Raw genomic sequence first — 20,886 nt, forward strand, 5'->3', positions numbered from 1 at the left:
AGGGCATGATTCGAACGGAAGAAATGCTTTTGAATGTAGGGCCGCAGCATCCAAGTACACATGGTGTTCTGCGGATTGTCGTTAAAATTGATGGAGAAATCATTACCGAGGCAAAACCGGTTATTGGCTATTTACATAGAGGAACGGAAAAGCTGGCGGAGAACCTGCAATACACTCAAATTATTCCCTACACCGACCGGCTTGATTATTTATCTGCCATGACCAATAACTATGTGCTCTGCCATGCGGTCGAAACAATGATGAAGATTGAAGTGCCGGACCGGGCTGAGTATTTAAGGGTTATGGCCATGGAACTGGGGCGGATATCGAGCCATCTTGTGGCATGGGGGACATTCGTGCTGGATTTGGGAGCGACCAGTCCATTTATCTATGCATTCAGGGAAAGGGAAATGATTCTTAATTTCCTGAATGAGCTATCTGGTGCCCGACTGACATTTAATTATATGCGTGTTGGTGGTGTGAAATGGGATGCACCGGATGGATGGATTCAAAAGGTGGCTGAATTTATTCCATATATGCGTGAACAGCTGCAGGGATACCGTCAACTGGTAAGCGGAAATGAGATCTTTTTGACACGGGTGAAGGGTATAGGAATTTACTCCGCTGAAGAAGCGATTGCCTATTCATTAAGCGGTCCAAATTTAAGATGCACAGGTGTGAAACAGGACTTACGAAAAACGGCTCCTTATTCGATTTATGACCGTTTTGATTTTAAAATAGTTACACGTGAAACAGGGGATGTGTTATCCAGATATGAAATTCGTCTGGATGAAATCGAAGAATCCTTAAAGATTCTTGAACAATGTATTGAACAATTTCCTTCTGATGGGCCTGTTATGGCTAAGGTTCCAAAAATAATAAAGCCGCCAAAAGGGGAAGGGTACGTCCGAATTGAATCACCAAGAGGAGAAATCGGTTGTTACATAGCGAGCGAGGGAAAAAAAGAGCCGTACCGTCTTAAATTCAGGCGCCCGTCTTTTTACAACCTGCAAATTTTGCCGAAGTTATTAAAGGGAGAAAATATCGCCAATCTGGTTGCAATATTGGGTGCAATTGATATTGTCCTTGGGGAGGTTGATGGGTAATGATTCAAAATTTACTTACCTCAACTCCGAGCTGGAGTTCATTTGCAGTCTTTGCTGGTTCGGCAATTGTACTCATGTTCGTCATACTGGGATTCGTGACATTTGCCATTTTAGCAGAGCGAAAGGTTATGGGGTATATGCAGCTGCGCCATGGACCCAATCAGCTTGGAGGGAAATGGGGCTTACTCCAGACAGTTGCAGATGTCCTCAAATTACTACTTAAGGAAGATACGATTCCGGATCAGGCTGATAAACCATTGTTTAAATTGGCTCCCTTTATTGCGTTTGCACCTGCGATGGTTGTTGTAGCTACATTGCCATTCACAGAAGCTCTGCAATTTGCGGATTTGGGTGTAGGGTTGCTCTATTATATTGCAGTATCTGGGGTTAGTACAGTTGGGATATTGGCAGCAGGATGGGCTTCCAATAATAAATATTCCTTAATGGGCGGGATGCGTGCAGGTGCACAAATGATTTCCTATGAGGTTCCGCTCGTCATGTCTGTGATTGGGATTGTTCTCTTAACAGGCAGCTTAAATTTAAATGATATTGTAGAATCCCAGGCAGGTGTTTGGAATATTATCCGCCAGCCAATTGCGTTTGTTGTCTTTCTGATAGCGGCAGTAGCAGAATTAAATCGCGTTCCTTTTGATTTATCCGAGGCTGAATCGGAGCTGGTAGCAGGATTTCATGTTGAATATTCGGGTTTTAGATGGGCATTCTTTATGCTTTCAGAGTATGTGTACATGTTTGCGATGGCCACATTGACTGTAATCCTGTTTTTTGGAGGGTGGCAGCCTCTCCCGTTCCTTGATTGGATTCCAGGTGCCGTTTGGTTCAGCTTGAAATGGTTTGCGGTCACGTTTTTCCTAGTTTGGATTCGTGTGACGTTCCCACGTTTACGAGCAGATCATTTAATGGAGTTTGGCTGGAAGGTGTTATTGCCGGTTGCCTTACTAAATATCTTTGTAACAGCATTAGTCATAAAAATAATAGCCTAAGATAGAGAGAGTAATAGAGGGAGGGAGAAAAAAATGTTCGGTTTAGCTAAGGGTCTGAAGTACACACTGAAGAATTTATCTCGTGAAAAAGTGACCTACGATTATCCAAATGAGTCGATTATGGTACCCGATCGTTTCCGCGGCATTCAAAAATTTTATCCCGAAAAATGCATTGTATGTAATCAATGTATGAATATTTGTCCAACAGATTGTATTCATCTGACAGGTAAAAAACACCCTGACTCTACTAAAAAAGGCAAAATTATCGATACCTATGATATAAATTTTGAGATTTGTATACTATGTGATTTATGCACAGAGGTTTGTCCGACTGAAGCCATTGTGATGACGAATAATTTTGAACTGGCGGAGTATAGCCGGGATGAGTTATTTAAGAATCTGGAGTGGCTTGATGAAAATGACGAAAATATTCGAAAGGTGAATCAATAATGAGTGGAGAAATGACAGCATTCATTGTGCTGGGATTAATAGCAATCTGCGGCGCTGTGCTGATGATCCATCTAACCAAGGTCATGCATATGATGGTGTCACTTGTGTTTACCTTTATCAGCATTGCCGGAATCTATGTGTTACTGTCAGCAGAGTTTGTGGCGGTAGTCCAAATCATGATTTATTCTGGAGCGATCACAATCATTATGCTTTTTGGAATTATGCTGACCAATCACCGGGATCCAAGTGTAACAAAGGCAGGCATGTGGAGGAAAGCCTTTGTCCTAATAGGAGTTTTGGGCTTTGCAGGTGCAGTCTATGCAGGCATCTACAATTTAAACTTTGCAGAGACTGTCAATACAGCAGGTGGCGAGACAGATCTGGTCAGCCAATCGAGTACTCTGCATTTAAATAATACAGAGAAAATTGGGATTGCTATTTATACGAAATTTGTGATTCCATTTGAGCTTGTATCCGTATTGCTGCTGGTTGCCTTGGTAGGTGCCGTCGTATTGGCGAAAAAAGATGATCAGAAGGAGGGGGAGGAGAAATGACTTCAGTTCCGCTTCCTGCCTATTTAACACTAGCGTTGACACTATTCTGTATTGGGCTTTATGGTGCTCTGACAAAGCGAAATATAATTATTGTCCTCGTATCGATTGAATTAATGCTAAATGCCGTGAATATCAATCTAGTAGCTTTCAGTAAGCTTGGACCGGCCCCTGCCATAACCGGGCAGGTATTTGCTTTGTTTGCGATTGCAGTAGCAGCTGCCGAGGCTGCAGTAGGACTCGCGATTTTATTTTCACTTTATCGGAATCGAAAAACTGTCAATATAGATGAAATGGACACATTGAAAAATTAACGTCAATGGATAACACGAATTGAAGAGGGGAACTGCTGCTCTTCAATCATAAGGGGAAATGTTTATATGATGAAGCTTGTATGGGTCATTCCTCTTTTCCCGCTCCTGTCATTTGTGCTTCTGCTTGTGGTTGGAAAGAGGCTGAAGGCTTCGAGTGCATACATAGGGATTGGCTTCACGTTACTTACTTTCCTTTTCTCCCTCCTGGTTCTCATTGGCCGCCTTCAATCACCAGACTATCGCTCTGTAGTGGATTGGCTAAGAATTGGTGAGAACCAAGTGACAATGGGGGTAGAGGTAAACCAATTAAATGCGTTGATGCTGGTGATTGTTTCACTTGTAAGCTTACTGGTACATATTTATTCAATTGGGTATATGCAAGGCGATGGAAGGGTGCCTGTTTTCTTTGCTTATTTGGGGCTGTTTACATTCGCCATGCTGGGTTTGGTGGTTTCACCGAATCTCCTGCAGCTCTATATCTTTTGGGAATTGGTCGGATTGGGATCATTCCTGTTGATTGGCTTTTATTTTTACAAGGATGCTGCCAGGCGCGCAGCTAAAAAAGCGTTTATTATGACCAGAATTGGAGATATCGGACTTTTAATCGGCATTATCCTCTTATTCTGGAAAACAGGCAGCTTTGAGTATGAAGCGATTTTCTCAGCTGTAGAAAATGGAGTCCTGACTTCAGGCTGGATTACAGCCACAGCGCTGTTGATTTTTATTGGTGCTATCGGGAAATCTGGCCAGTTTCCATTACATACATGGCTTCCTGACGCGATGAAAGGCCCGACTCCCGTATCGGCATTAATCCATGCCGCTACCATGGTGGCAGCCGGCGTCTATTTAGTCGCAACGATGTTTCCTCTGTTTGCAGCGAGTGAAACAGCCATGCTGACTGTAGCGATTGTTGGTGCGTTTACAGCCAACTTTGCCGCTGCAATTGCCACAGTCCAAAAGGATATTAAACGGATCTTGGCTTACTCCACGGTCAGCCAGCTCGGCTATATGATGCTCGCACTTGGGACAGCAGGCTATGTGGCCGGTGTATTCCATTTAACGACTCATGCATTTTTTAAAGCACTATTGTTCCTGGCAGCCGGCAGTGTCATCCATGCTGTTCATACTCAAAATATCGACGAGATGGGTGGCTTGTGGAAAAAATTACGGCGAACTGGTCCATTGTTTTTAATCGGGACATTGGCCTTAACCGGATTTCCACTCCTATCAGGATTCTTTAGTAAGGATGAGATTCTTATATCTGTTTGGGAGAGCGGCCATACCGTCCTATTTATAGTTGCATTACTAACATCCATTTTGACGGCTTTTTATATGTTCCGCCTGTTCTTTATCGTATTTTGGGGACCATCATGTAATGAAACAAAGGATGTGCAGGAATCACCTGGTTCCATGACAGCTCCGATGATGATACTTGCTGTACTTTCTATCTTTGCAGGCTATGTTAACACCCCGTGGTTTGGAACTTTTCTTGGGGATTGGCTGGCTGATGGGAACCGATATCTGGACCATGCACATATAGAGGGGCCAATTTGGATACCTATTGTGGCAACTCTTGCCTTTTTAATTGGAAGCGGCACCGCCTGGCTGATTTATGGTAAAAGGAAAAGTGTCGGTGTGGAGAAGGAAGTTCCGGGACCGCTTTATCAAATACTGGAGAACAAATTTTATATCGATGAATTTTACGAGTTTACAATTGTGCGGATGGTGAAGGGCTTCGGAATGATTCTCTCCTGGGTTGAAAAATATATCCTGCAGGGAATTGTGTCATCTGTTTCTTACTTGATCAATTTTGGCGCTACTAAAGGTGCCAATGCGCATAATGGCCAAATGCAGATATATGGGACGATTGCTCTGATTGGCCTGGCTGCCGTACTTGTGATCTTTGCATGGACAGGAGGGTATGTCAGATGAACCCATATATTCTTAGTTTGCTCGTTTTCTCCCCTTTGCTAGGGATAGCTGGATTAATGTTTGTTTCGAAAAACAATGAAAACGCACTGAAACGATTAGGTATATTGGGAACCATTCCACCATTGATTCTTACAATCTACCTATATAGTGAATATCTATCTGGAACGAAATTTACGGTGTTTTCGGTTTTTCATAAGTGGTTTCAATTAGGAGGCGGGGGAGTTAGGCAAAGTCAATTATATGCCATACCCTTTGAACTGAGCCTGAACGGAATCTCCCTTGTGATGGTAATTCTTACAGCGATTTTATCAACATTGGCAGCACTAGCCTCTGTTCTTCAGATAAAAAAAGAATGGAAGGGCTATTTTATTCTTCTTCTCTTATTAGAGGTTGGTATGCTGGGTGTCTTCCTATCTCAGAATCTGATTTTATTCTTCCTCTTCTTTGAGGTTACCTTGGTGGCCATGTTCTTCTTGATTGGGAAATGGGGTTATTTCGACAAAGAAAAAGCCGCATTTAGCTTCTTGATTTATAACGGCTTAGGCTCTTGTATCCTCTTGTTTGTCATCATGGTACTTTTTGCGAGAACCGGCACAGCCAATATTGAGATATTGGGGCAAATCTTATCAGTTGGCGGGCAGACGCTTCTAGCTCCAATCAGTACAGAATTGAAATATATCCTCTTTACGGGGATTGTCATCGCTTTTGGAATCAAGCTGCCGATTTTTCCGTTCCATTCCTGGATGCTGCGAGTCCATGTACAGGCGCCTCCAGCAATTGTTATGCTGCATGCCGGAGTATTACTGAAGATTGGTGCTTATGGGTTAATCAGATTTGGAATGGGATTGTTCCCAGGTGAGTTTAAAGAGATGGCCTTTTGGATTGCTTTGCTTGGCGTCATTAATTTCCTATATGGTGCTTGGCTTGCTTTGCAACAAACGGATTTCAAGCTCGTGCTGGCCTATTCCTCAATCTCTCATATGGGAATTGTCCTTATGGGACTGGGGGCATTAAATACAGCAGGAATTCAGGGTGCTTTATTTCAGGTTGTATCTCATGGCTTGATCGCCGCCTTGCTTTTTTTACTGGTTGGCTTTCTTTATGAAAGAGTCGGAACTACAAATCTGAAAGAACTTGGTGGATTGGCTAAATCTATTCCGGTTTTCTCGGGGATTTTACTGGCAGGAGGGATGGCTTCACTCGGTTTGCCGGGGATGTCCGGTTTTATCAGTGAATTCATGGCGTTCATGGGATTGTTTAAGACCGAACCAATCCTTGCTGCCATTGGTACGTTAGGAATTGTATTGACTGCTGTTTACGTGCTGCGTGCCGTTCTAAATATGACATTTGGAGCGCCCAAGAACGAGTTATCCATCGCCGACTTAAAACCGAACGAAGCGGTACTGGCATTTGTATTACTTGGTTTTATTATTTTGATCGGCGTCTGCCCTGCCATCCTGGAAGGACCGCTTCAGGCTGAAATTGCTGACATGATGACAGGGATAGGGGGTGACTAAGATATGGATATGGAAACATTACTGTCGATGAACTGGAATTTAATGATACCTGAATTTATAATCCTTGGTGCAGCGATCATCCTCTCTATATTGGATTTATGCATGCCTAAACAATTTGGAAGAAAGGTACTTGGCTGGTTTGCTTTTGGTAGTATCGGGCTTGCCATCATTTCTTTAATTGGCTTATTCCCATTGGAGGCTGGCTCGATTTTGTATGATACATTCCGATTGGACGCCTTTGCCAAAGCATTTAAGCTTATACTTTTGATTGGATTAGCCTTTGTCATGGTGCTGGCTGTGGTACATAAACCGAGAGCTGGGATGCAGCCGTATCAGGCAGAATTTTATTATTTACTTCTAACTGCTTTATTAGGTGCCATGATCATGACATCAAGCGGAGATTTGATTACATTGTTTGTGGGGCTAGAGCTTTTGTCCGTTTCATCCTATATTCTGGCTGGAATGCAGAAAAATAACCGAAAATCAGCTGAAGCTTCAATGAAATATGTGGTCAATGGGGGAATCTCGACAGCCATCATCCTGTTTGCACTGAGTTATATGTACGGCGTGAGCGGGACGACGAATATATTCGAAATTGGAACTATATTTGCCACCCAAGAAAACTCGCAGCTTCAATATATTGCTGGACTATCCTTCTTTATTTTCGTAATCGGGATATCCTTCAAGCTGGCAACCGTGCCTTTCCATATGTGGGCACCTGATGTATATGAAGGATCGCCGACGCCGGTGACTGCCTTCTTGAGTATTGTTTCAAAAGCAGCAGGCTTTGCGCTTTTACTTCGTATCGTTGTTACCGTGTTTTTAACAGCAACAATGGATGATATCGGATTCCTATCGATTTTTACGGCCAATCAAAACTATCTGGCTGTCCTGGCTAGTATAACGATGATTGCCGGAAATCTAATTGCATTAAGGCAAAAGAATCTGAAACGAATGCTTGCTTATTCAAGCATTGCCCATGCAGGATATTTGCTTGCTGCGGTTACAGCCTTTGGAGAATATACGATTGAATCGATTTGGTACTATTTTGCTGCATACATCCTAATGATGACCGGGGCCTTTGCCGTCATCCAATTCATAGCAGAAGATAGGAAGATTGGGGACGAGGATCAATATATGATGGCCGGCCTGTATAAAAAATCACCATTTTTGGCGGTTTCCATGTGTATTTTCATTCTCTCCATGGCAGGAATTCCTGGTACGGCAGGATTCATTGCAAAGCTGAATATTTTCATGAACCTTTTTGCGAAGGAACAAGGCCATTATATACTGGCAGCAATCATGCTGGTGACTACCGTAATTTCCTATCTCTATTACTTCAACATCATTGTCCATCTCTTTATGAGGACGGAAGAAGAAACAAAAGGTAAGATGAAAATATCAGTCATCCACTATGTAATCGGAATTTGTGCTGTGGGATCGATCCTGTTCGGATTATTCCCTCATTATTTGCTCGATTTCTTCCATCAGAACTTCACGGATATATATCAAATGTTAAAATAAATTTACATGACCAGGAGGGAAAATACCTCCTGGCTTTTTATTTGTTTTCTTTGTAAAGAAAACTTAATAATTACCATTAAATTGTGAAGAAGTGAATCTAGCTATTAACAGGTGTTATGTTGTAAAATAATATTATGCGTGCCTAAATATGTCTGTTTATTACATTATTTGATAGAATCCGTTTATTTCATACGATTTAGATTCTTTTTGTTAGAAAATGTCGATAATTTGTAGAAAAAGAGGAACGGTCCTTTTAAATATGGTACACTGAATTCGTATATCTTTAGTTTTGAAAGGAAAAAAGACCATGAATTCATTCGGAATGCAAGCTTTGCTCAGTATTGTGAGTCATTTGTTTTTTATAGCTGTTACATGGTGGGCATTACAAGCGCTGCACTTTGATAAGCTGCTGAGAGCAGGAAGAGTATTTCAGGCAAGAGTGCTGTATATATTGCTGACCATTACCATCGGTTCAGCAGTCAGCGGATTTTTTCTTGATTACTGGAGTTATGCTCAGCAATTAACGAATCTCTTTAATTAACCGAAGCTGTCAGAAAGTGACGAACGGATTTCTGTATGCATATGATTCCCTAAGGTAAAACTAAGGCAATAGGGGAGAGTGGCATACATGAAAAAAGTGATTCTTTCAATAATTGTTGGTTTGATGATTTTATATGTGGGGAATAAAACGACAGAAGCATTGGCTAAAAGCGACTTGCTAATGATTGCTGAGGGTATAAAGCGTGTCGATCCAGCAGCAGAAATAACGGATTGGATTGTTTTGGCCCGAGCAAGTGTTGATAATCAATTTTCTGAAGTGGCGGCTGACATACAGACTGAATATACCAATTATGTTTGGAGCGAAGATTCCAGCAGCAACGGAAAAACATTGGTTGGTACATATCTGAATGAAAAGTTGAATATTACCTCGAAGATTAAAATCATGTCCAGTGATTCACAAAAAACAGTTCTAATTACGAGTATAGAAGGGACTGAGTGGACACGTGGACAAGTTGATTTTATCCAAAACTGGCTAAAAAATGGGACAAAGGTCATGTTTAAGGACCCCCCTCACTATTTCTCTTGTATCAAAGGGATAACCGGTGCTAATATGGATAAGGTTCTACTAAAAAACTGGATGAATGAATATGAAGCTAAGTCAATGGAAAGTGCAATAGAAAGTAATTTTATTTCTGTTGCTGCAAAAAGCAATCAATTTAAGAATATGATGACCAATGGAATGAACCTCCAACTGGCCTTTCGAGATATCAGAGAGGATCAAAAGAACAGTGGGACACAGTTTACCATTGGCACACCGATAATAGCATTTGAATACTAATATAGAGATATTGAACGCGGAGGGGAATAACTTTGGAAAAAATCATTGTCCGCGGCGGAAACAGGTTAGAAGGTACAGTTCGTGTAGAGGGTGCAAAAAACGCCGTTTTACCTGTATTAGCTGCAACATTATTAGCAAGTGAAGGAAAAAGCGTTCTTAAAGACGTTCCGGAGCTATCCGATGTATATACAATTAATGAAGTAATCCGAAATTTAAATACAGAAGTCACTTTTAGCAATAATACTGTAACAGTGGATGCCTCAAAGCCATTAGCAGAAGAAGCGCCGTTCGAATACGTTCGTAAAATGCGTGCTTCAGTCCTTGTAATGGGATCTTTATTGGCTAGAAACGGAAAAGCTCGCGTCGCTTTACCTGGCGGCTGTGCAATTGGTTCACGTCCAATTGATCAGCATCTAAAAGGGTTTGAAGCAATGGGCGCTAAAGTGAGAGTCGGCAACGGTTTTATCGAAGCTGAGGTTGATGGTCGTCTTAAAGGTGCAAAAATCTATTTGGATTTCCCAAGTGTAGGAGCTACTGAAAACATCATGATGGCTGCTGCATTGGCAGATGGTGTCACTGTATTAGATAACTGTGCAAAAGAACCTGAAATTGTGGACCTGGCTAACTATTTGAATAAAATGGGTGCAAAGGTTAAGGGTGCAGGAACAGCTACAATCCGTATTGAGGGTGTAGAAAAGCTATATGGTACTGAACATTACATTATTCCTGACCGTATTGAAGCTGGAACTTTCATGGTTGCTGCTGCAATTACAGGCGGAAATGTATTGGTGCAAGGTGCAGTAATGGAGCACTTATCCTCTCTTGTGGCTAAAATGGAAGAGATGGGTATTACAATCAAAGAAGAGAAAGATGGCCTGCGTGTAATTGGGTCAGATAGCATGAAAGCAGTAGATATTAAAACAATGCCGCATCCAGGGTTCCCGACTGATATGCAATCTCAAATGATGGCATTGTTGTTACGTGCCAATGGAATAAGCATGATTACTGAAACGGTCTTCGAAAACCGCTTTATGCATGTAGAAGAATTCCGTCGCATGAACGCTGATATTAAAATTGATGGCCGTTCTGTTATAATTTCTGGAGAAGCAAACCTTCAGGGAGCTGAAGTAGCAGCTACAGATCTGCGCGCAGCAGCAGCCTTGATTTTATCCGGACTTGTTGCTGACGGTGTCACTCGGGTAACAGAGCTTAAGCACTTGGATCGTGGATATGTGAATTTCCATGGTAAACTTGCTGCGCTTGGTGCAGATATCGAGCGTATTAATGAATCCTCTGAGCAGGAAGAATCTACAGTTATTGCGGAAAACGCGTAAATTTTAGTGCGTTGAAAGCCAGACAGAAATGTCTGGCTTTTTCGTTTTCACGAAAAACGGTGGACAATTTATTGGTTACCTTTATATAAATATCAACGTATATAGAGTTACCCACAGGTGTATAAACAAATTAACAACAAGTTATTCACAATTGTAACAGGGTTATCAACAGCCTTATCCACATAAATGGGTGTGAAAATAGCTCTCCAACATTTCAAACCTTTATTTTTCAAGTTTTTTTAAAGATTTTATTAAAAATATTGGTCGTTCACTAGTTATCCACAACTTTATACACAATTCCATCACTTCTGGGGGTAACTCACTAAATAATCTGAAATTTTGATAGACTATAATTGATAAAATAAAGGAAAGGAGATTTTTAGTTTGAAAGACATAAGCGTATCGACCATAATAAAACTTATTTTAATTGTTTGCTTAGCGGTTTTAATCTTTAAGGTAGCTAAGATTTTATTTGATGTTTTATTGTTTGGAATCATTCTATATATTTTATTTAGTCTTTACAGAAACTATGAAAAGAAAAAGAAGAATCATTCCTAATAAATAGTTTGCCCCTCTTAACTATTTATAGACATATTCATATAAGAGAATTCATACATATGAAGTGTTGGACAGTTAACTGAATAGAGGGGAGACTACTATATGAAGCATTGGAAACCGATTATTTTTGCTATTAGTCTTGTTGCAGCCGTTACTATTATGATTCCCACACTCCTGGTCGCACCTTTTAATGATGATGAAGCAGAGGCTGAGCAGCACGTGTTAAGGGAACCGAAACAGCAGCCGGAGAAAAAGGCCGAGATACAAACAACCATCCAAGTGTACAGAAACACTCAAAAGACGGTGGAGGCTGTAGATTTGGAGGAATACGTAGCTGGTGTAGTTGCGGCTGAAATGCCTGCTAATTTCGAGTTAGAGGCATTAAAGGCACAAGCCCTGACAGCCAGAACGTTTATCGTAAAGGCACTTACAGCCACAACGAAGAAGGAAATTCCAAAGGGTGCCGATATAACGGATACTGTGAATGATCAGGTCTATTTAAATGATAAAGAGTTAAAAGCTGCCTGGGGAAATAAATATCAAACGAATATGCAAAAGATTAAAGAGGCCGTTTCCGCAACGAAAGGGCAGCTTTTAACCTATAAGGAAGAATTAATTACTCCATCTTTTTTCTCAACCAGCAATGGATACACCGAGAACTCAGAAGATTACTGGCCGAATGCACTTCCATACCTGCGCAGTGTGGCCAGTCCCTGGGATGAGAAATCCCCAAAATATTTAAGCGAAACAACGATATCGTTATCAGAGTTTGAACGTCTCCTAAATGTGAAGGTTGCGAGCAAAGAGGATGTTGGCAAGATAATTAGCCGAACAGAAGGAAATCGAATTGGAGAAATCGAGATAGGCGGTAAACGTCTCACTGGTAAAAAGGTAAGAGAGCAGCTTGGCCTTAAATCAAGTGATTTCTCCTGGTACAAAAAGGGCGACCAAGTTGTAATCACGACAAAGGGCTACGGTCATGGAGTAGGAATGAGTCAGTATGGAGCGAACGGAATGGCACAGTCAGGTAAATCCTATAAGGATATCATCTCCTACTATTATAAAGACGTAAAAATATCACAGGCAACAGCCTACCTGCCTACGTATACAGCGAAGAAGTGAACTGACCAGAGCCTTTGTATAGGCTCTTTTTTATTTTCTTCTTATAAATAAATTATTTCATGCATAATTTCAGCTTGTTTTACAAAAGATATAAATTTTTTCACCGCCCATGTATATATTTTCTGAAAAGTGTTCAGAATGATGACAGAGGTGATGAAAATGAGAGAGGAAGAAAATAAACGATCTTCTCAGTCAAAAGTAAAAAGTATAATGAAAAAGCGTTGGTTTTTGCCGGCAGTTTATATTTTTAGTGCAGCGGTCCTTTTGACAGGTATTTTAGTTTATCAAGCAAGCGATAATGAATTTACGCAAGATCCATCTGAGAACAAACAAAACATTACGTCTGAAAATAATGAGCCATCTATTGAAGTGAACAATTCGCTGGAAACCTTCACAATTCCAATGAGCGAGGCAGAGTCTGCTGTCATTAAAAAGGAATTTTATGATGTGGATGGAGATACAAAGCAACAGGAAGCATCCCTTGTTGTCTATAATAATACGTATCAGCCTAACACAGGAATCGACTATGCCATGAAGGATGGAAAAGGCTTTGATGTTACGGCTTCTATGAGCGGAAAAGTGAAAAGTGTGCAGGAAGATGCATTACTCGGTAACTTAGTTGTTGTTGAGCACGATAAAGGGATAGAAACTCATTATTCCTCCATTAAGGATATTAAAGTAAAAGAGGGAGACAACCTTAAACAAGGTGAAACCTTTGCCAAAGGCGGAACAAGTGCTATTAATGAAGAAGCTGGCACCCATGTCCATTTCGAAGTGAGAAAAGATAATGTTGCTGTCAACCCGTTAGAGTATCTTGATAAACCAATCAGTTCTTTGAAAGCTGAGAAAAAGGAAGCCGATACAAAGGCTAAAGATTCAGCTGATCAAGAAAAAGAAGAAACAACTGAAAATCAAGATGATGCAGGTAATGAAACATCTGAGGACTCAAATGAGAATCAAGAGTCCGATCCAAATCAAGAACCAGGTAACGAATAAAGAAAATGCCTTCAGGCTCTATTGTCTGGAGGCATTTTTTTCGACGTATTGCCTGTTATTTCTCGGGAAATAGTGCAGGAAAAAAAGTTGTCGAATAGGCTTAAATGGCACGAAAACCAAAGAAGTCTTGTCCTTATTGCATGTTTTGTGCATAAAAGTGGAACCAAGCTAATAAACTTTTACAAACCTGACACATAGAGAATGCAAGAGGTGAAGACTCGTTAAATCTATCAGGAATCCAAGACAATGAATTACTCATTCATAAAAATACATACTAAAGGCTGCAATACAGCGAATCAACATCTCGTACTTCTCAAAAAAATAGGGAGGGCGAGGGAATTGCACGATTACATCAAAGAAAGAACTATCAAGATTGGAAAGTATATCGTGGAAACGAGAAAAACAGTTCGCGTAATCGCGAAGGAGTTTGGTGTATCCAAAAGTACTGTCCATAAAGATCTAACTGAACGACTGCCAGATATAAATCCGGAATTGGCTAATGAGGTTAAGGAAATACTTGATTATCATAAATCAATCAGGCATTTAAGAGGCGGAGAAGCAACCAAGCAGAAGTATAAAAAAACAGAGGAAGAGCCGGTTCAGTAATTGAATAACAGGAGGAAGGGGCCGGAGGAAATCAACGGCCTTTTTAATTTGAGTCATATTCCCTACACTGTTCCTGAATATGGCAGATTTTTTGGTAATATAGTTCCTTTTGTTCTACAAAATATGATAAAATTTTTAATTAGTACAGTAGAAGGAATTGTAGAGTTCCTTGAGGAGGATAATTAGGTTATGTTTTCGAGAGATATTGGAATCGATTTAGGTACTGCAAATGTACTCATTTATGTAAAGGGTAAAGGAATTGTGCTGAATGAGCCATCTGTCGTAGCCTTGGATAAGAATACTAATCGTGTATTAGCTGTTGGAGAAGAAGCACGCCGTATGGTTGGCCGTACTCCAGGACATATTGTTGCCATTCGACCGCTTAAAGATGGAGTGATTGCTGACTTTGATGTAACGGAATCCATGTTAAAATACTTCATTAACAAATTGGACGTAAAAGGATTCTTATCAAAACCACGTATCTTGATTTGCTGTCCAACTAATATTACAAGCGTTGAACAAAAAGCGATTCGTGAAGCAGCAGAGAAAAGTGGCGGCAAAAAGATTTACCTTGAGGAAGAGCCAAAGGTAGCGGCAATCGGCGCAGGTATGGACATCTTCCAACCAAGCGGTAACATGGTCATCGATATCGGCGGAGGCACAACTGACATTGCCGTATTATCAATGGGGGATATCGTTACATCAGCATCCATAAAAATGGCTGGTGACAAATTTGATGCCGAGATTCTAAATTACATCAAACGTACATACAAGCTTTTAATCGGAGAGCGTACAGCTGAAGATATAAAAGTGAAAGTTGCGACCGTTTTTAAAGGTTCCCGTAATGAAACTATTGATATTCGCGGACGTGATATGGTGACAGGGCTACCAAAAACCATCACAGTTGGTTCAGAAGAAATCGAAGAGGCATTACGTGAGTCCATTCATGTCATTGTTCATGCAGCAAAATCTGTGTTGGAGCAAACACCTCCAGAACTATCCGCTGATATTATTGATCGCGGAGTAATTCTAACAGGCGGCGGAGCCCTGCTTCACGGCATGGACATGTTATTGGCTGAAGAACTAAAGGTACCTGTATTAATCGCAGAAAATCCAATGGATTGCGTAGCAATAGGAACAGGTATGATGCTTGATAATATCGATCGCATCACGCGCCGTAAATTAGTTTAATCGCCAGGCAATAAAAAAACCAGTTCAGTTGATGAACTGGTTTTTTTATATGTATAAAGGGATGTCCTCTGTTGGAGGGCAATGCAGTGCATGGGAATGATTCATCTATGATGCGACCTGTGCCTGTGTAAAGGTGGGTGAAAGGCAGGTGAAAGGTAGGTGAGAGGTTGTAGTGAAGCAGGTATGGTCCGCCTATGCCCTGGCTATGAGGCACCTATACCCGGGTATAGGCCGGTCAAAGGTAGGTGAAAGGCAGAGGAAAGCAGGTATGGTCCACCTATGCCCTGGCTATGAGGTACCTATACCCGGGTATAGGCCGGTCAAAGGTAGGTGAAAGGCAGAGGAAAGCAGGTATGGTCCACCTATGCCCTGGCTATGAGGCACCTATACCCGGGTATAGGTCGGTCAAAGGTAGGTGAAAGGTAGAGGAAAGCAGGTATGGTCCACCTATGCCCTGGCTATGAGGCACCTATACCCGGGTATAGGTCGGTCAAAGGTAGGTGAAGGGTAGAGGAAAGCAGCTATGCTCCGCCTATGCCCTGGCTATGAGGCACCTATACCCGGGTATAGGTCGGTCAAAGGTAGGTGAAGGGTAGAGGAAAGCAGCTATGCTCCGCCTATGCCCCGGCTATGGAGCACCTATACCCGACCTATGCAACACCTCTACAACATCTCTCCTCCCACACAAAAAGAAAAGTCGACAAAAAAAGACTCCAGTTAACACTACAAAGTCCACATATACTCCCCCTATGTCGAGAGAAATCGGTTTTTAGGAAAAAAGTCCGTATCTTATAAAATTATTCCCTATATAATGGTAATATGGGTGTTTGTTAGGCCTATTTGGGGGTGGAGAAATGTTTAAAGGATTCTATACAGCGGCATCCGGTATGCTAGCTCAGCAACGCAAAACGGAGCTGCTTGCAAATAATTTAGCGAATGCCAATACGGTCGGATATAAAGAGGATCAAGCGAGTGTACGCTCATTTCCAGAAATGCTGCTTAGCAGTTATGAAAAAGTGAATCTTCCCGTAGAGGAATCAGTATCCATCAATCATTCAAAATATGTGGGTGCATTGAACACGGGTGTTTATGTACAAGAGACTATCCCATCTTTTTCACAGGGTGATGTTAAAACAACCGACAATACTACGGACATGGCTATTGTAGATCAAGCTATGCCTATTGATCCTGAAACGAATCAATCGGGTACGGCCCTGTTTACAGTTGAGACTCCTGATGGCTTGAGATATACACGAAACGGGAATTTTACATTAGATGGCTCAGGCTATTTAACAACTGCTAACGGTTATTATGTCTTAGATGAAAATAGGGAACGTATCCTTTTAAACTCCGAAAATTTTGCGATTAGTTCTCAGGGTGAGATATCTGAGGGAACATTGAATAGAGGACGAATTGGAATAAGCTTTAGCGCTACTCCAACGGCACAGCTCATCAAGGAAGGCGATGGATTATACCGGATCAATGAAGGAGAGCTGCCTTCTGCCTATACATTAAATAATGTTCAATTTGCTGTTCAACAAGGTTCAATTGAACAGTCTAATGTGGATTCATCTAAAACAATGACTGATATGATGGCTGCCTATCGTACATTTGAAGCCAATCAAAAGATTGTACAAGCCTATGATCAAAGCATGCAAAAAACCGTCAATGAAATAGGTAAGCTGTAAACGATAAAGAGCTGAATGAAGAGGAGGGTAAATAAGGATGAATCGAATGATGATAACCTCATCAAATACAATGGGGCAGCTGCAAAAGAAGCTGGAAACAGTTTCGAATAATATCTCAAATACTTCGACGACCGGTTTTAAAAGAAAAGAAACCTATTTCTCAGACATGCTCGCTCAGGAATTCAATAATCAGGAGCGAACTGAGAAGGAAAAAGGCCGATTGACGCCAAATGGTATTCGAGTGGGTGTTGGCGCAAAAATGAGTCAGTCTCAGCTTAATTTGGCACAGGGTAATCTGCAAAAAACGGAACGTGACTTGGATGTCGCCCTTACTAATGAGAATTTATTTTTTGCCATTCGCACGGCAGATGGCACTAGCAGTGAGCTTGGTTACACAAGGGATGGGGCTTTTTATCTTAGTCCAGCTTCTGATGGATCTAATCAAGTGCAATTGGTAACATCAAATGGCAGTGCAGTATTGGATGAAAATAATCAGGAAATTAGGATAAATGGTAACCCTAATGACATAACATTTACAGATAAAGGCCAGCTAAATGTCACTACTGAAAATGGGACTCAATCATTTAATCTGGGGATTATCTCCGTCAAGAAGCCACAATTTATGGAAATGATAAATAATAATACTTTCACTCTTCCGAAAAATATGGCACAATTGGATGTATCAGAAAACGACATATATACCCAACTAACCGGTGCTTTTAGAGAAGAAATTTCTATGGTTCAAGGAAACTTGGAGCAATCTAATGTCGATATTAGTACTGAGATGACAGAAATGATGCAAACTCAGAGGTTATATCAATTTCAATCACGAACGGTTAGTATGGCCGATCAAATGATGGGGTTGGTCAACGGTATTCGTTAAAGGAGTAAAAGAATGCAAGCGTTGGTTAATAATAAAAGTGAGCAGACTGAGTCTGAACCAAACAGTCGAATAGATAGAAAAAAACTGGGTAATGATCAAAAAATCAAAATCCGGTTAGTGCCACTTTGGGCTCGTATTATAATTGTCCTTGTGTTGACGATGATGGCCCTTGTTGGTGGAGCCATGGTTGGCTATTCCGTTATGGGTGATGGAAAAGCAATGGATGTTTTTAAGAAATCTACATGGACTCATATCGTTGATTTGGTCAATAAGGACACGACGGAGAATAAAGACAAATAATACGGGCAGGAAGGCAAGATATATCCCTTCCTGTTTTTTATTAGGTAGGAGAAGTTTGATGAAAAGTGGTCTTACCACTTTCGCGTCTAATTACACTTGCTGCTGGCCTGCAGGACGTGGCGCATAAGTCGTCTCAGCTTTTTAGTGTAATCCAGCTTCAGGGTCTAGGATTTCAGGACATAAGATAAAGCCACTGCGGGGGATAAAAACGCCCCTACGTGCCTTTATCTTATGCTCCTCGCGGGCCTATATGATATAGGTCATGAAGACGTTGCCACAGGACGTGGCGCATTTAGTCTTCGTTCCTTGAATAAGGCCCTTCAGCTTTATAGTGTAATCCAGCTTCGACGGCTAGAAGCTCAGGACATAAGCATGACCTCTGCAGGAGGAAGAACACCTCCTTCCGATGTCCTGTCTTATGCTCCTCGCGGGCCTACAGGATGTAGGTCATGAAGACGTTGCCACAGGACGTGGCGCATTTAGTCTTCGTTCCTTGAATAAGGCCCTTCAGCTTTTTGATGTAATCCAGCTTCGACTCCTAGGAGCTCGAGTCATAAGCAAATACTCTACGGGAGAGAACCCTCCCTCCGAGTATTCGTCTTATGCTTGTCGCTCCTGGGCAGTCGTCTCAGCTTTTTAGTCAATCCAGCTTCAGGGCCTAGCCGCTCGAGGTTGTAAGGATAGCCACTGCGGGAGAAGAGCCTCCCTACGTGCCTCTCCTTACACTTGTCGCGGCTGACCAAGGCCCTTCAGCTTTATAAATAAAGGGGGAAATTATATGTTAGATGTTCAGCAAATTAAGGAGATTATTCCGCATCGGTATCCGTTTTTGTTGGTTGATCAGATTTTGGAGGTTGATGAGGGGAAGCGGGCAGTTGGGGTTAAGAATGTGACGGCGAATGAGGAGTTTTTTAATGGTCATTTTCCGGATTATCCGGTTATGCCGGGGGTGCTGATTGTGGAGGCGCTGGCTCAGGTGGGAGCGGTGGCTGTTTTGATTAAAGAGGAAAATAAGGGCAGGCTTGCTTTTTTTGCCGGTATTGATAAATGCCGCTTTAAGAGACAGGTGCGTCCTGGTGACCAACTGCGTTTAGAAGTAGAATTGACAAGAGTACGCGGTCCGATTGGAAAAGGAATTGGCAGGGCAACTGTGAATGGTGAGCTGGCTTGTGAAGCTGAAATAACATTTGCTTTAGGCGATCAGAAATCCTGAAATCCTTAATACTCACGTAAAAAATAAAAAAGCAGAAGGGCCAAAATGTACTGGCCTTAAAAGTTAGACAACAAACAACTTTTAAGGGGCATTTCACATAAATAGCCTTTCTGTTTTTTTTTAATATTGCCTACTTATTTTGCATGAAGGTAGCCAATAGGCAAGCGCCGATCCCGGCTGCCAGTACGGAAGTTAGGACTGGGTGTTTGGATGCTTTTACATAATAGCTTGTTTCGCGGATCCAGCCTTTATTGGTGCCGCGTTCATGCAATCCATATCCAGCTTTATACAAGGCGCTTTCCTCCGGTGGGTTGGAGGGACGGTCATCATGCTGTGTATGATACATAGTCTTTTCCATAAATTTATCAGTAAGCCTTGGGGCAAACCGGCCAAGCATAGCCAGGAGTTTAGCCTGCGATCCAACATACATATCGCGTTTTGGATGCTCTGCGGCAAAAAGGATGGCCTCGGCTACTGTTTCAGGTGCATAAATTATCCCTATATGGGTCGGCTGCTTTTCCAGATAACTACGAGCGTGCTCATTGTAAGGTGTGTCAATTCTTCCGGGATGAATGAGTGTCACAGAAATCGGCGCATTTTCCTTCTCGAGCTCCATCCGCAGGTTCTCCGTCCAGCCGTGTAAAGCAAATTTTGCGGAAGAATAGGTTGACTGAACAACAGTTCCCCTATCGCCGAAGAAGCTGCCGATATTAATAATGGCACCTGGACCACCACGTTTTTTATAATGCTCGACCGCGATTCTGGATCCGTATACGACACCCCAAAAAACAGTATCAAACATGCGGCGCATATCTTTTATGCTGACTTCGGTTGTTTTTCCATAAATCGAAACACCCGCATTGTTCACCCATGTATCAAAGCCGCCAAAATTCAAGATGGCTGTTTCAGCAATTTTAAGGACATCCTCTTCAACACCAACATCTGCATCAACCCAGACTGCTTCATGCCCCTTGCTTTTCAATTCGTAGACTAATTCCTGGAGGGCATCTTTATTCCGGGCTGCCACAACAACCTTGGCTCCTTTTTCAGCTGCCATACGTGCCGTAACAAGCCCAATCCCACTAGAAGCACCAGTAATAACAATTACCTGGTCTTTCAGCTCCTTTAAATGGAGTCTCTCCATAGATTGATCTTTCATCTGTTCGACTTTTTTTATATCCATAAAGTATTCCTCACTTATGATGTATGCCTTTTACCTTGAGGCCTTTATGCAAAATGCTTTCAGGAACTCCGGCTGTAT

20 protein-coding genes are annotated in these 20,886 nt (G+C 41.7%); 19 read left to right on the forward strand and 1 reads right to left on the reverse strand.

The features are described from left to right. Window positions 1-5: 5 nt before the first annotated feature. The 19 genes from FHY45_RS13020 (at window position 6) to fabZ (ending at window position 19,625) form a co-directional block, all read left to right on the forward strand. Entirely contained in the window at window positions 6-1,106 is a 1,101-nt protein-coding gene (locus FHY45_RS13020; RefSeq protein ID WP_066103293.1) for an NADH-quinone oxidoreductase subunit D, read from the forward strand. Then, on the forward strand, window positions 1,106-2,107 hold the full coding sequence (gene nuoH, locus FHY45_RS13025) for an NADH-quinone oxidoreductase subunit NuoH (protein WP_139892084.1): 1,002 nt from the start codon (window positions 1,106-1,108) through the stop codon (window positions 2,105-2,107). Before FHY45_RS13020 ends, nuoH begins: the two co-directional genes overlap by 1 nt. 33 nt (window positions 2,108-2,140) lie before the next feature. Next, window positions 2,141-2,557: an NADH-quinone oxidoreductase subunit NuoI gene (nuoI, locus tag FHY45_RS13030; RefSeq protein ID WP_066103287.1), complete on the forward strand. Its 417-nt coding sequence runs from the start codon at window positions 2,141-2,143 to the stop codon at window positions 2,555-2,557. After that, window positions 2,557-3,111: an NADH-quinone oxidoreductase subunit J gene (locus FHY45_RS13035; RefSeq protein WP_139892085.1), complete on the forward strand. Its 555-nt coding sequence runs from the start codon at window positions 2,557-2,559 to the stop codon at window positions 3,109-3,111. The genes nuoI and FHY45_RS13035 overlap by 1 nt, the downstream gene beginning before the upstream one ends. After that, complete coding sequence (nuoK, locus tag FHY45_RS13040; protein ID WP_066103278.1) at window positions 3,108-3,422, forward strand: NADH-quinone oxidoreductase subunit NuoK; 315 nt, start codon at window positions 3,108-3,110, stop codon at window positions 3,420-3,422. The genes FHY45_RS13035 and nuoK overlap by 4 nt, the downstream gene beginning before the upstream one ends. Before the next feature lie 66 nt (window positions 3,423-3,488). Beyond that, window positions 3,489-5,354, forward strand: coding sequence for an NADH-quinone oxidoreductase subunit L (gene nuoL, locus FHY45_RS13045; protein ID WP_139892086.1), 1,866 nt, complete (start codon window positions 3,489-3,491; stop codon window positions 5,352-5,354). Beyond that, complete coding sequence (locus FHY45_RS13050; protein ID WP_139892087.1) at window positions 5,351-6,871, forward strand: NADH-quinone oxidoreductase subunit M; 1,521 nt, start codon at window positions 5,351-5,353, stop codon at window positions 6,869-6,871. The genes nuoL and FHY45_RS13050 overlap by 4 nt, the downstream gene beginning before the upstream one ends. Window positions 6,872-6,874: 3 nt before the next feature. Beyond that, complete coding sequence (gene nuoN / locus FHY45_RS13055; protein ID WP_139892088.1) at window positions 6,875-8,395, forward strand: NADH-quinone oxidoreductase subunit NuoN; 1,521 nt, start codon at window positions 6,875-6,877, stop codon at window positions 8,393-8,395. A gap of 307 nt (window positions 8,396-8,702) precedes the next feature. After that, window positions 8,703-8,936 (forward strand): DUF1146 family protein, encoded by a 234-nt coding sequence (locus tag FHY45_RS13060; protein ID WP_066103265.1) that lies wholly within the window; start codon window positions 8,703-8,705, stop codon window positions 8,934-8,936. Between the two features lie 87 nt (window positions 8,937-9,023). Beyond that, window positions 9,024-9,734: a YwmB family TATA-box binding protein gene (locus FHY45_RS13065; RefSeq protein ID WP_066103262.1), complete on the forward strand. Its 711-nt coding sequence runs from the start codon at window positions 9,024-9,026 to the stop codon at window positions 9,732-9,734. A gap of 32 nt (window positions 9,735-9,766) precedes the next feature. Continuing rightward, window positions 9,767-11,068: a UDP-N-acetylglucosamine 1-carboxyvinyltransferase gene (murA, locus tag FHY45_RS13070; protein ID WP_066103259.1), complete on the forward strand. Its 1,302-nt coding sequence runs from the start codon at window positions 9,767-9,769 to the stop codon at window positions 11,066-11,068. A gap of 660 nt (window positions 11,069-11,728) precedes the next feature. After that, window positions 11,729-12,748: a stage II sporulation protein D gene (gene spoIID, locus FHY45_RS13075; RefSeq protein WP_066103256.1), complete on the forward strand. Its 1,020-nt coding sequence runs from the start codon at window positions 11,729-11,731 to the stop codon at window positions 12,746-12,748. A gap of 159 nt (window positions 12,749-12,907) precedes the next feature. After that, entirely contained in the window at window positions 12,908-13,744 is an 837-nt protein-coding gene (gene spoIIQ / locus FHY45_RS13080; RefSeq protein WP_066103298.1) for a stage II sporulation protein SpoIIQ, read from the forward strand. Between the two features lie 339 nt (window positions 13,745-14,083). Next, a complete protein-coding gene (gene spoIIID / locus FHY45_RS13085; RefSeq protein ID WP_139892089.1) occupies window positions 14,084-14,350 on the forward strand; it encodes a sporulation transcriptional regulator SpoIIID in 267 nt (88 codons plus the stop codon). 189 nt (window positions 14,351-14,539) lie between these two features. After that, complete coding sequence (gene mreB, locus FHY45_RS13090; protein ID WP_066103249.1) at window positions 14,540-15,541, forward strand: rod shape-determining protein; 1,002 nt, start codon at window positions 14,540-14,542, stop codon at window positions 15,539-15,541. An 854-nt stretch (window positions 15,542-16,395) separates the two neighbouring features. Next, window positions 16,396-17,229, forward strand: coding sequence for a flagellar hook-basal body protein (locus FHY45_RS13095; RefSeq protein WP_139892090.1), 834 nt, complete (start codon window positions 16,396-16,398; stop codon window positions 17,227-17,229). Between the two features lie 37 nt (window positions 17,230-17,266). Further along, a complete protein-coding gene (locus FHY45_RS13100) occupies window positions 17,267-18,112 on the forward strand; it encodes a flagellar hook-basal body protein (protein WP_139892091.1) in 846 nt (281 codons plus the stop codon). Window positions 18,113-18,124: 12 nt separating this feature from the next. Then, complete coding sequence (locus FHY45_RS13105) at window positions 18,125-18,412, forward strand: DNA-directed RNA polymerase subunit beta (RefSeq protein ID WP_066105709.1); 288 nt, start codon at window positions 18,125-18,127, stop codon at window positions 18,410-18,412. 778 nt (window positions 18,413-19,190) lie between these two features. Beyond that, entirely contained in the window at window positions 19,191-19,625 is a 435-nt protein-coding gene (gene fabZ / locus FHY45_RS13115; RefSeq protein ID WP_066105716.1) for a 3-hydroxyacyl-ACP dehydratase FabZ, read from the forward strand. 130 nt (window positions 19,626-19,755) lie between these two features. Here fabZ and FHY45_RS13120 read toward each other — a convergent pair whose 3' ends face one another. Then, complete coding sequence (locus tag FHY45_RS13120; RefSeq protein ID WP_139892093.1) at window positions 19,756-20,808, reverse strand: SDR family oxidoreductase; 1,053 nt, start codon at window positions 20,806-20,808, stop codon at window positions 19,756-19,758. Window positions 20,809-20,886: the final 78 nt, after the last annotated feature.

This window comes from Bacillus sp. D386, from assembly GCF_006346415.1.

What these genes read in the sequence shown, in the direction of transcription:
- FHY45_RS13020 (WP_066103293.1), top strand. Translation starts at nt 6, where the DNA reads ATGATTCGAACGGAAGAAATGCTTTTGAATGTAGGGCCGCAGCATCCA.
- nuoH (WP_139892084.1), top strand. Translation starts at nt 1,106, where the DNA reads ATGATTCAAAATTTACTTACCTCAACTCCGAGCTGGAGTTCATTTGCA.
- nuoI (WP_066103287.1), top strand. Translation starts at nt 2,141, where the DNA reads ATGTTCGGTTTAGCTAAGGGTCTGAAGTACACACTGAAGAATTTATCT.
- FHY45_RS13035 (WP_139892085.1), top strand. Translation starts at nt 2,557, where the DNA reads ATGAGTGGAGAAATGACAGCATTCATTGTGCTGGGATTAATAGCAATC.
- nuoK (WP_066103278.1), top strand. Translation starts at nt 3,108, where the DNA reads ATGACTTCAGTTCCGCTTCCTGCCTATTTAACACTAGCGTTGACACTA.
- nuoL (WP_139892086.1), top strand. Translation starts at nt 3,489, where the DNA reads ATGATGAAGCTTGTATGGGTCATTCCTCTTTTCCCGCTCCTGTCATTT.
- FHY45_RS13050 (WP_139892087.1), top strand. Translation starts at nt 5,351, where the DNA reads ATGAACCCATATATTCTTAGTTTGCTCGTTTTCTCCCCTTTGCTAGGG.
- nuoN (WP_139892088.1), top strand. Translation starts at nt 6,875, where the DNA reads ATGGATATGGAAACATTACTGTCGATGAACTGGAATTTAATGATACCT.
- FHY45_RS13060 (WP_066103265.1), top strand. Translation starts at nt 8,703, where the DNA reads ATGAATTCATTCGGAATGCAAGCTTTGCTCAGTATTGTGAGTCATTTG.
- FHY45_RS13065 (WP_066103262.1), top strand. Translation starts at nt 9,024, where the DNA reads ATGAAAAAAGTGATTCTTTCAATAATTGTTGGTTTGATGATTTTATAT.
- spoIID (WP_066103256.1), top strand. Translation starts at nt 11,729, where the DNA reads ATGAAGCATTGGAAACCGATTATTTTTGCTATTAGTCTTGTTGCAGCC.
- spoIIQ (WP_066103298.1), top strand. Translation starts at nt 12,908, where the DNA reads ATGAGAGAGGAAGAAAATAAACGATCTTCTCAGTCAAAAGTAAAAAGT.
- mreB (WP_066103249.1), top strand. Translation starts at nt 14,540, where the DNA reads ATGTTTTCGAGAGATATTGGAATCGATTTAGGTACTGCAAATGTACTC.
- FHY45_RS13095 (WP_139892090.1), top strand. Translation starts at nt 16,396, where the DNA reads ATGTTTAAAGGATTCTATACAGCGGCATCCGGTATGCTAGCTCAGCAA.
- FHY45_RS13100 (WP_139892091.1), top strand. Translation starts at nt 17,267, where the DNA reads ATGAATCGAATGATGATAACCTCATCAAATACAATGGGGCAGCTGCAA.
- FHY45_RS13105 (WP_066105709.1), top strand. Translation starts at nt 18,125, where the DNA reads ATGCAAGCGTTGGTTAATAATAAAAGTGAGCAGACTGAGTCTGAACCA.
- fabZ (WP_066105716.1), top strand. Translation starts at nt 19,191, where the DNA reads ATGTTAGATGTTCAGCAAATTAAGGAGATTATTCCGCATCGGTATCCG.
- FHY45_RS13120 (WP_139892093.1), bottom strand. Translation starts at nt 20,808, where the DNA reads ATGGATATAAAAAAAGTCGAACAGATGAAAGATCAATCTATGGAGAGA.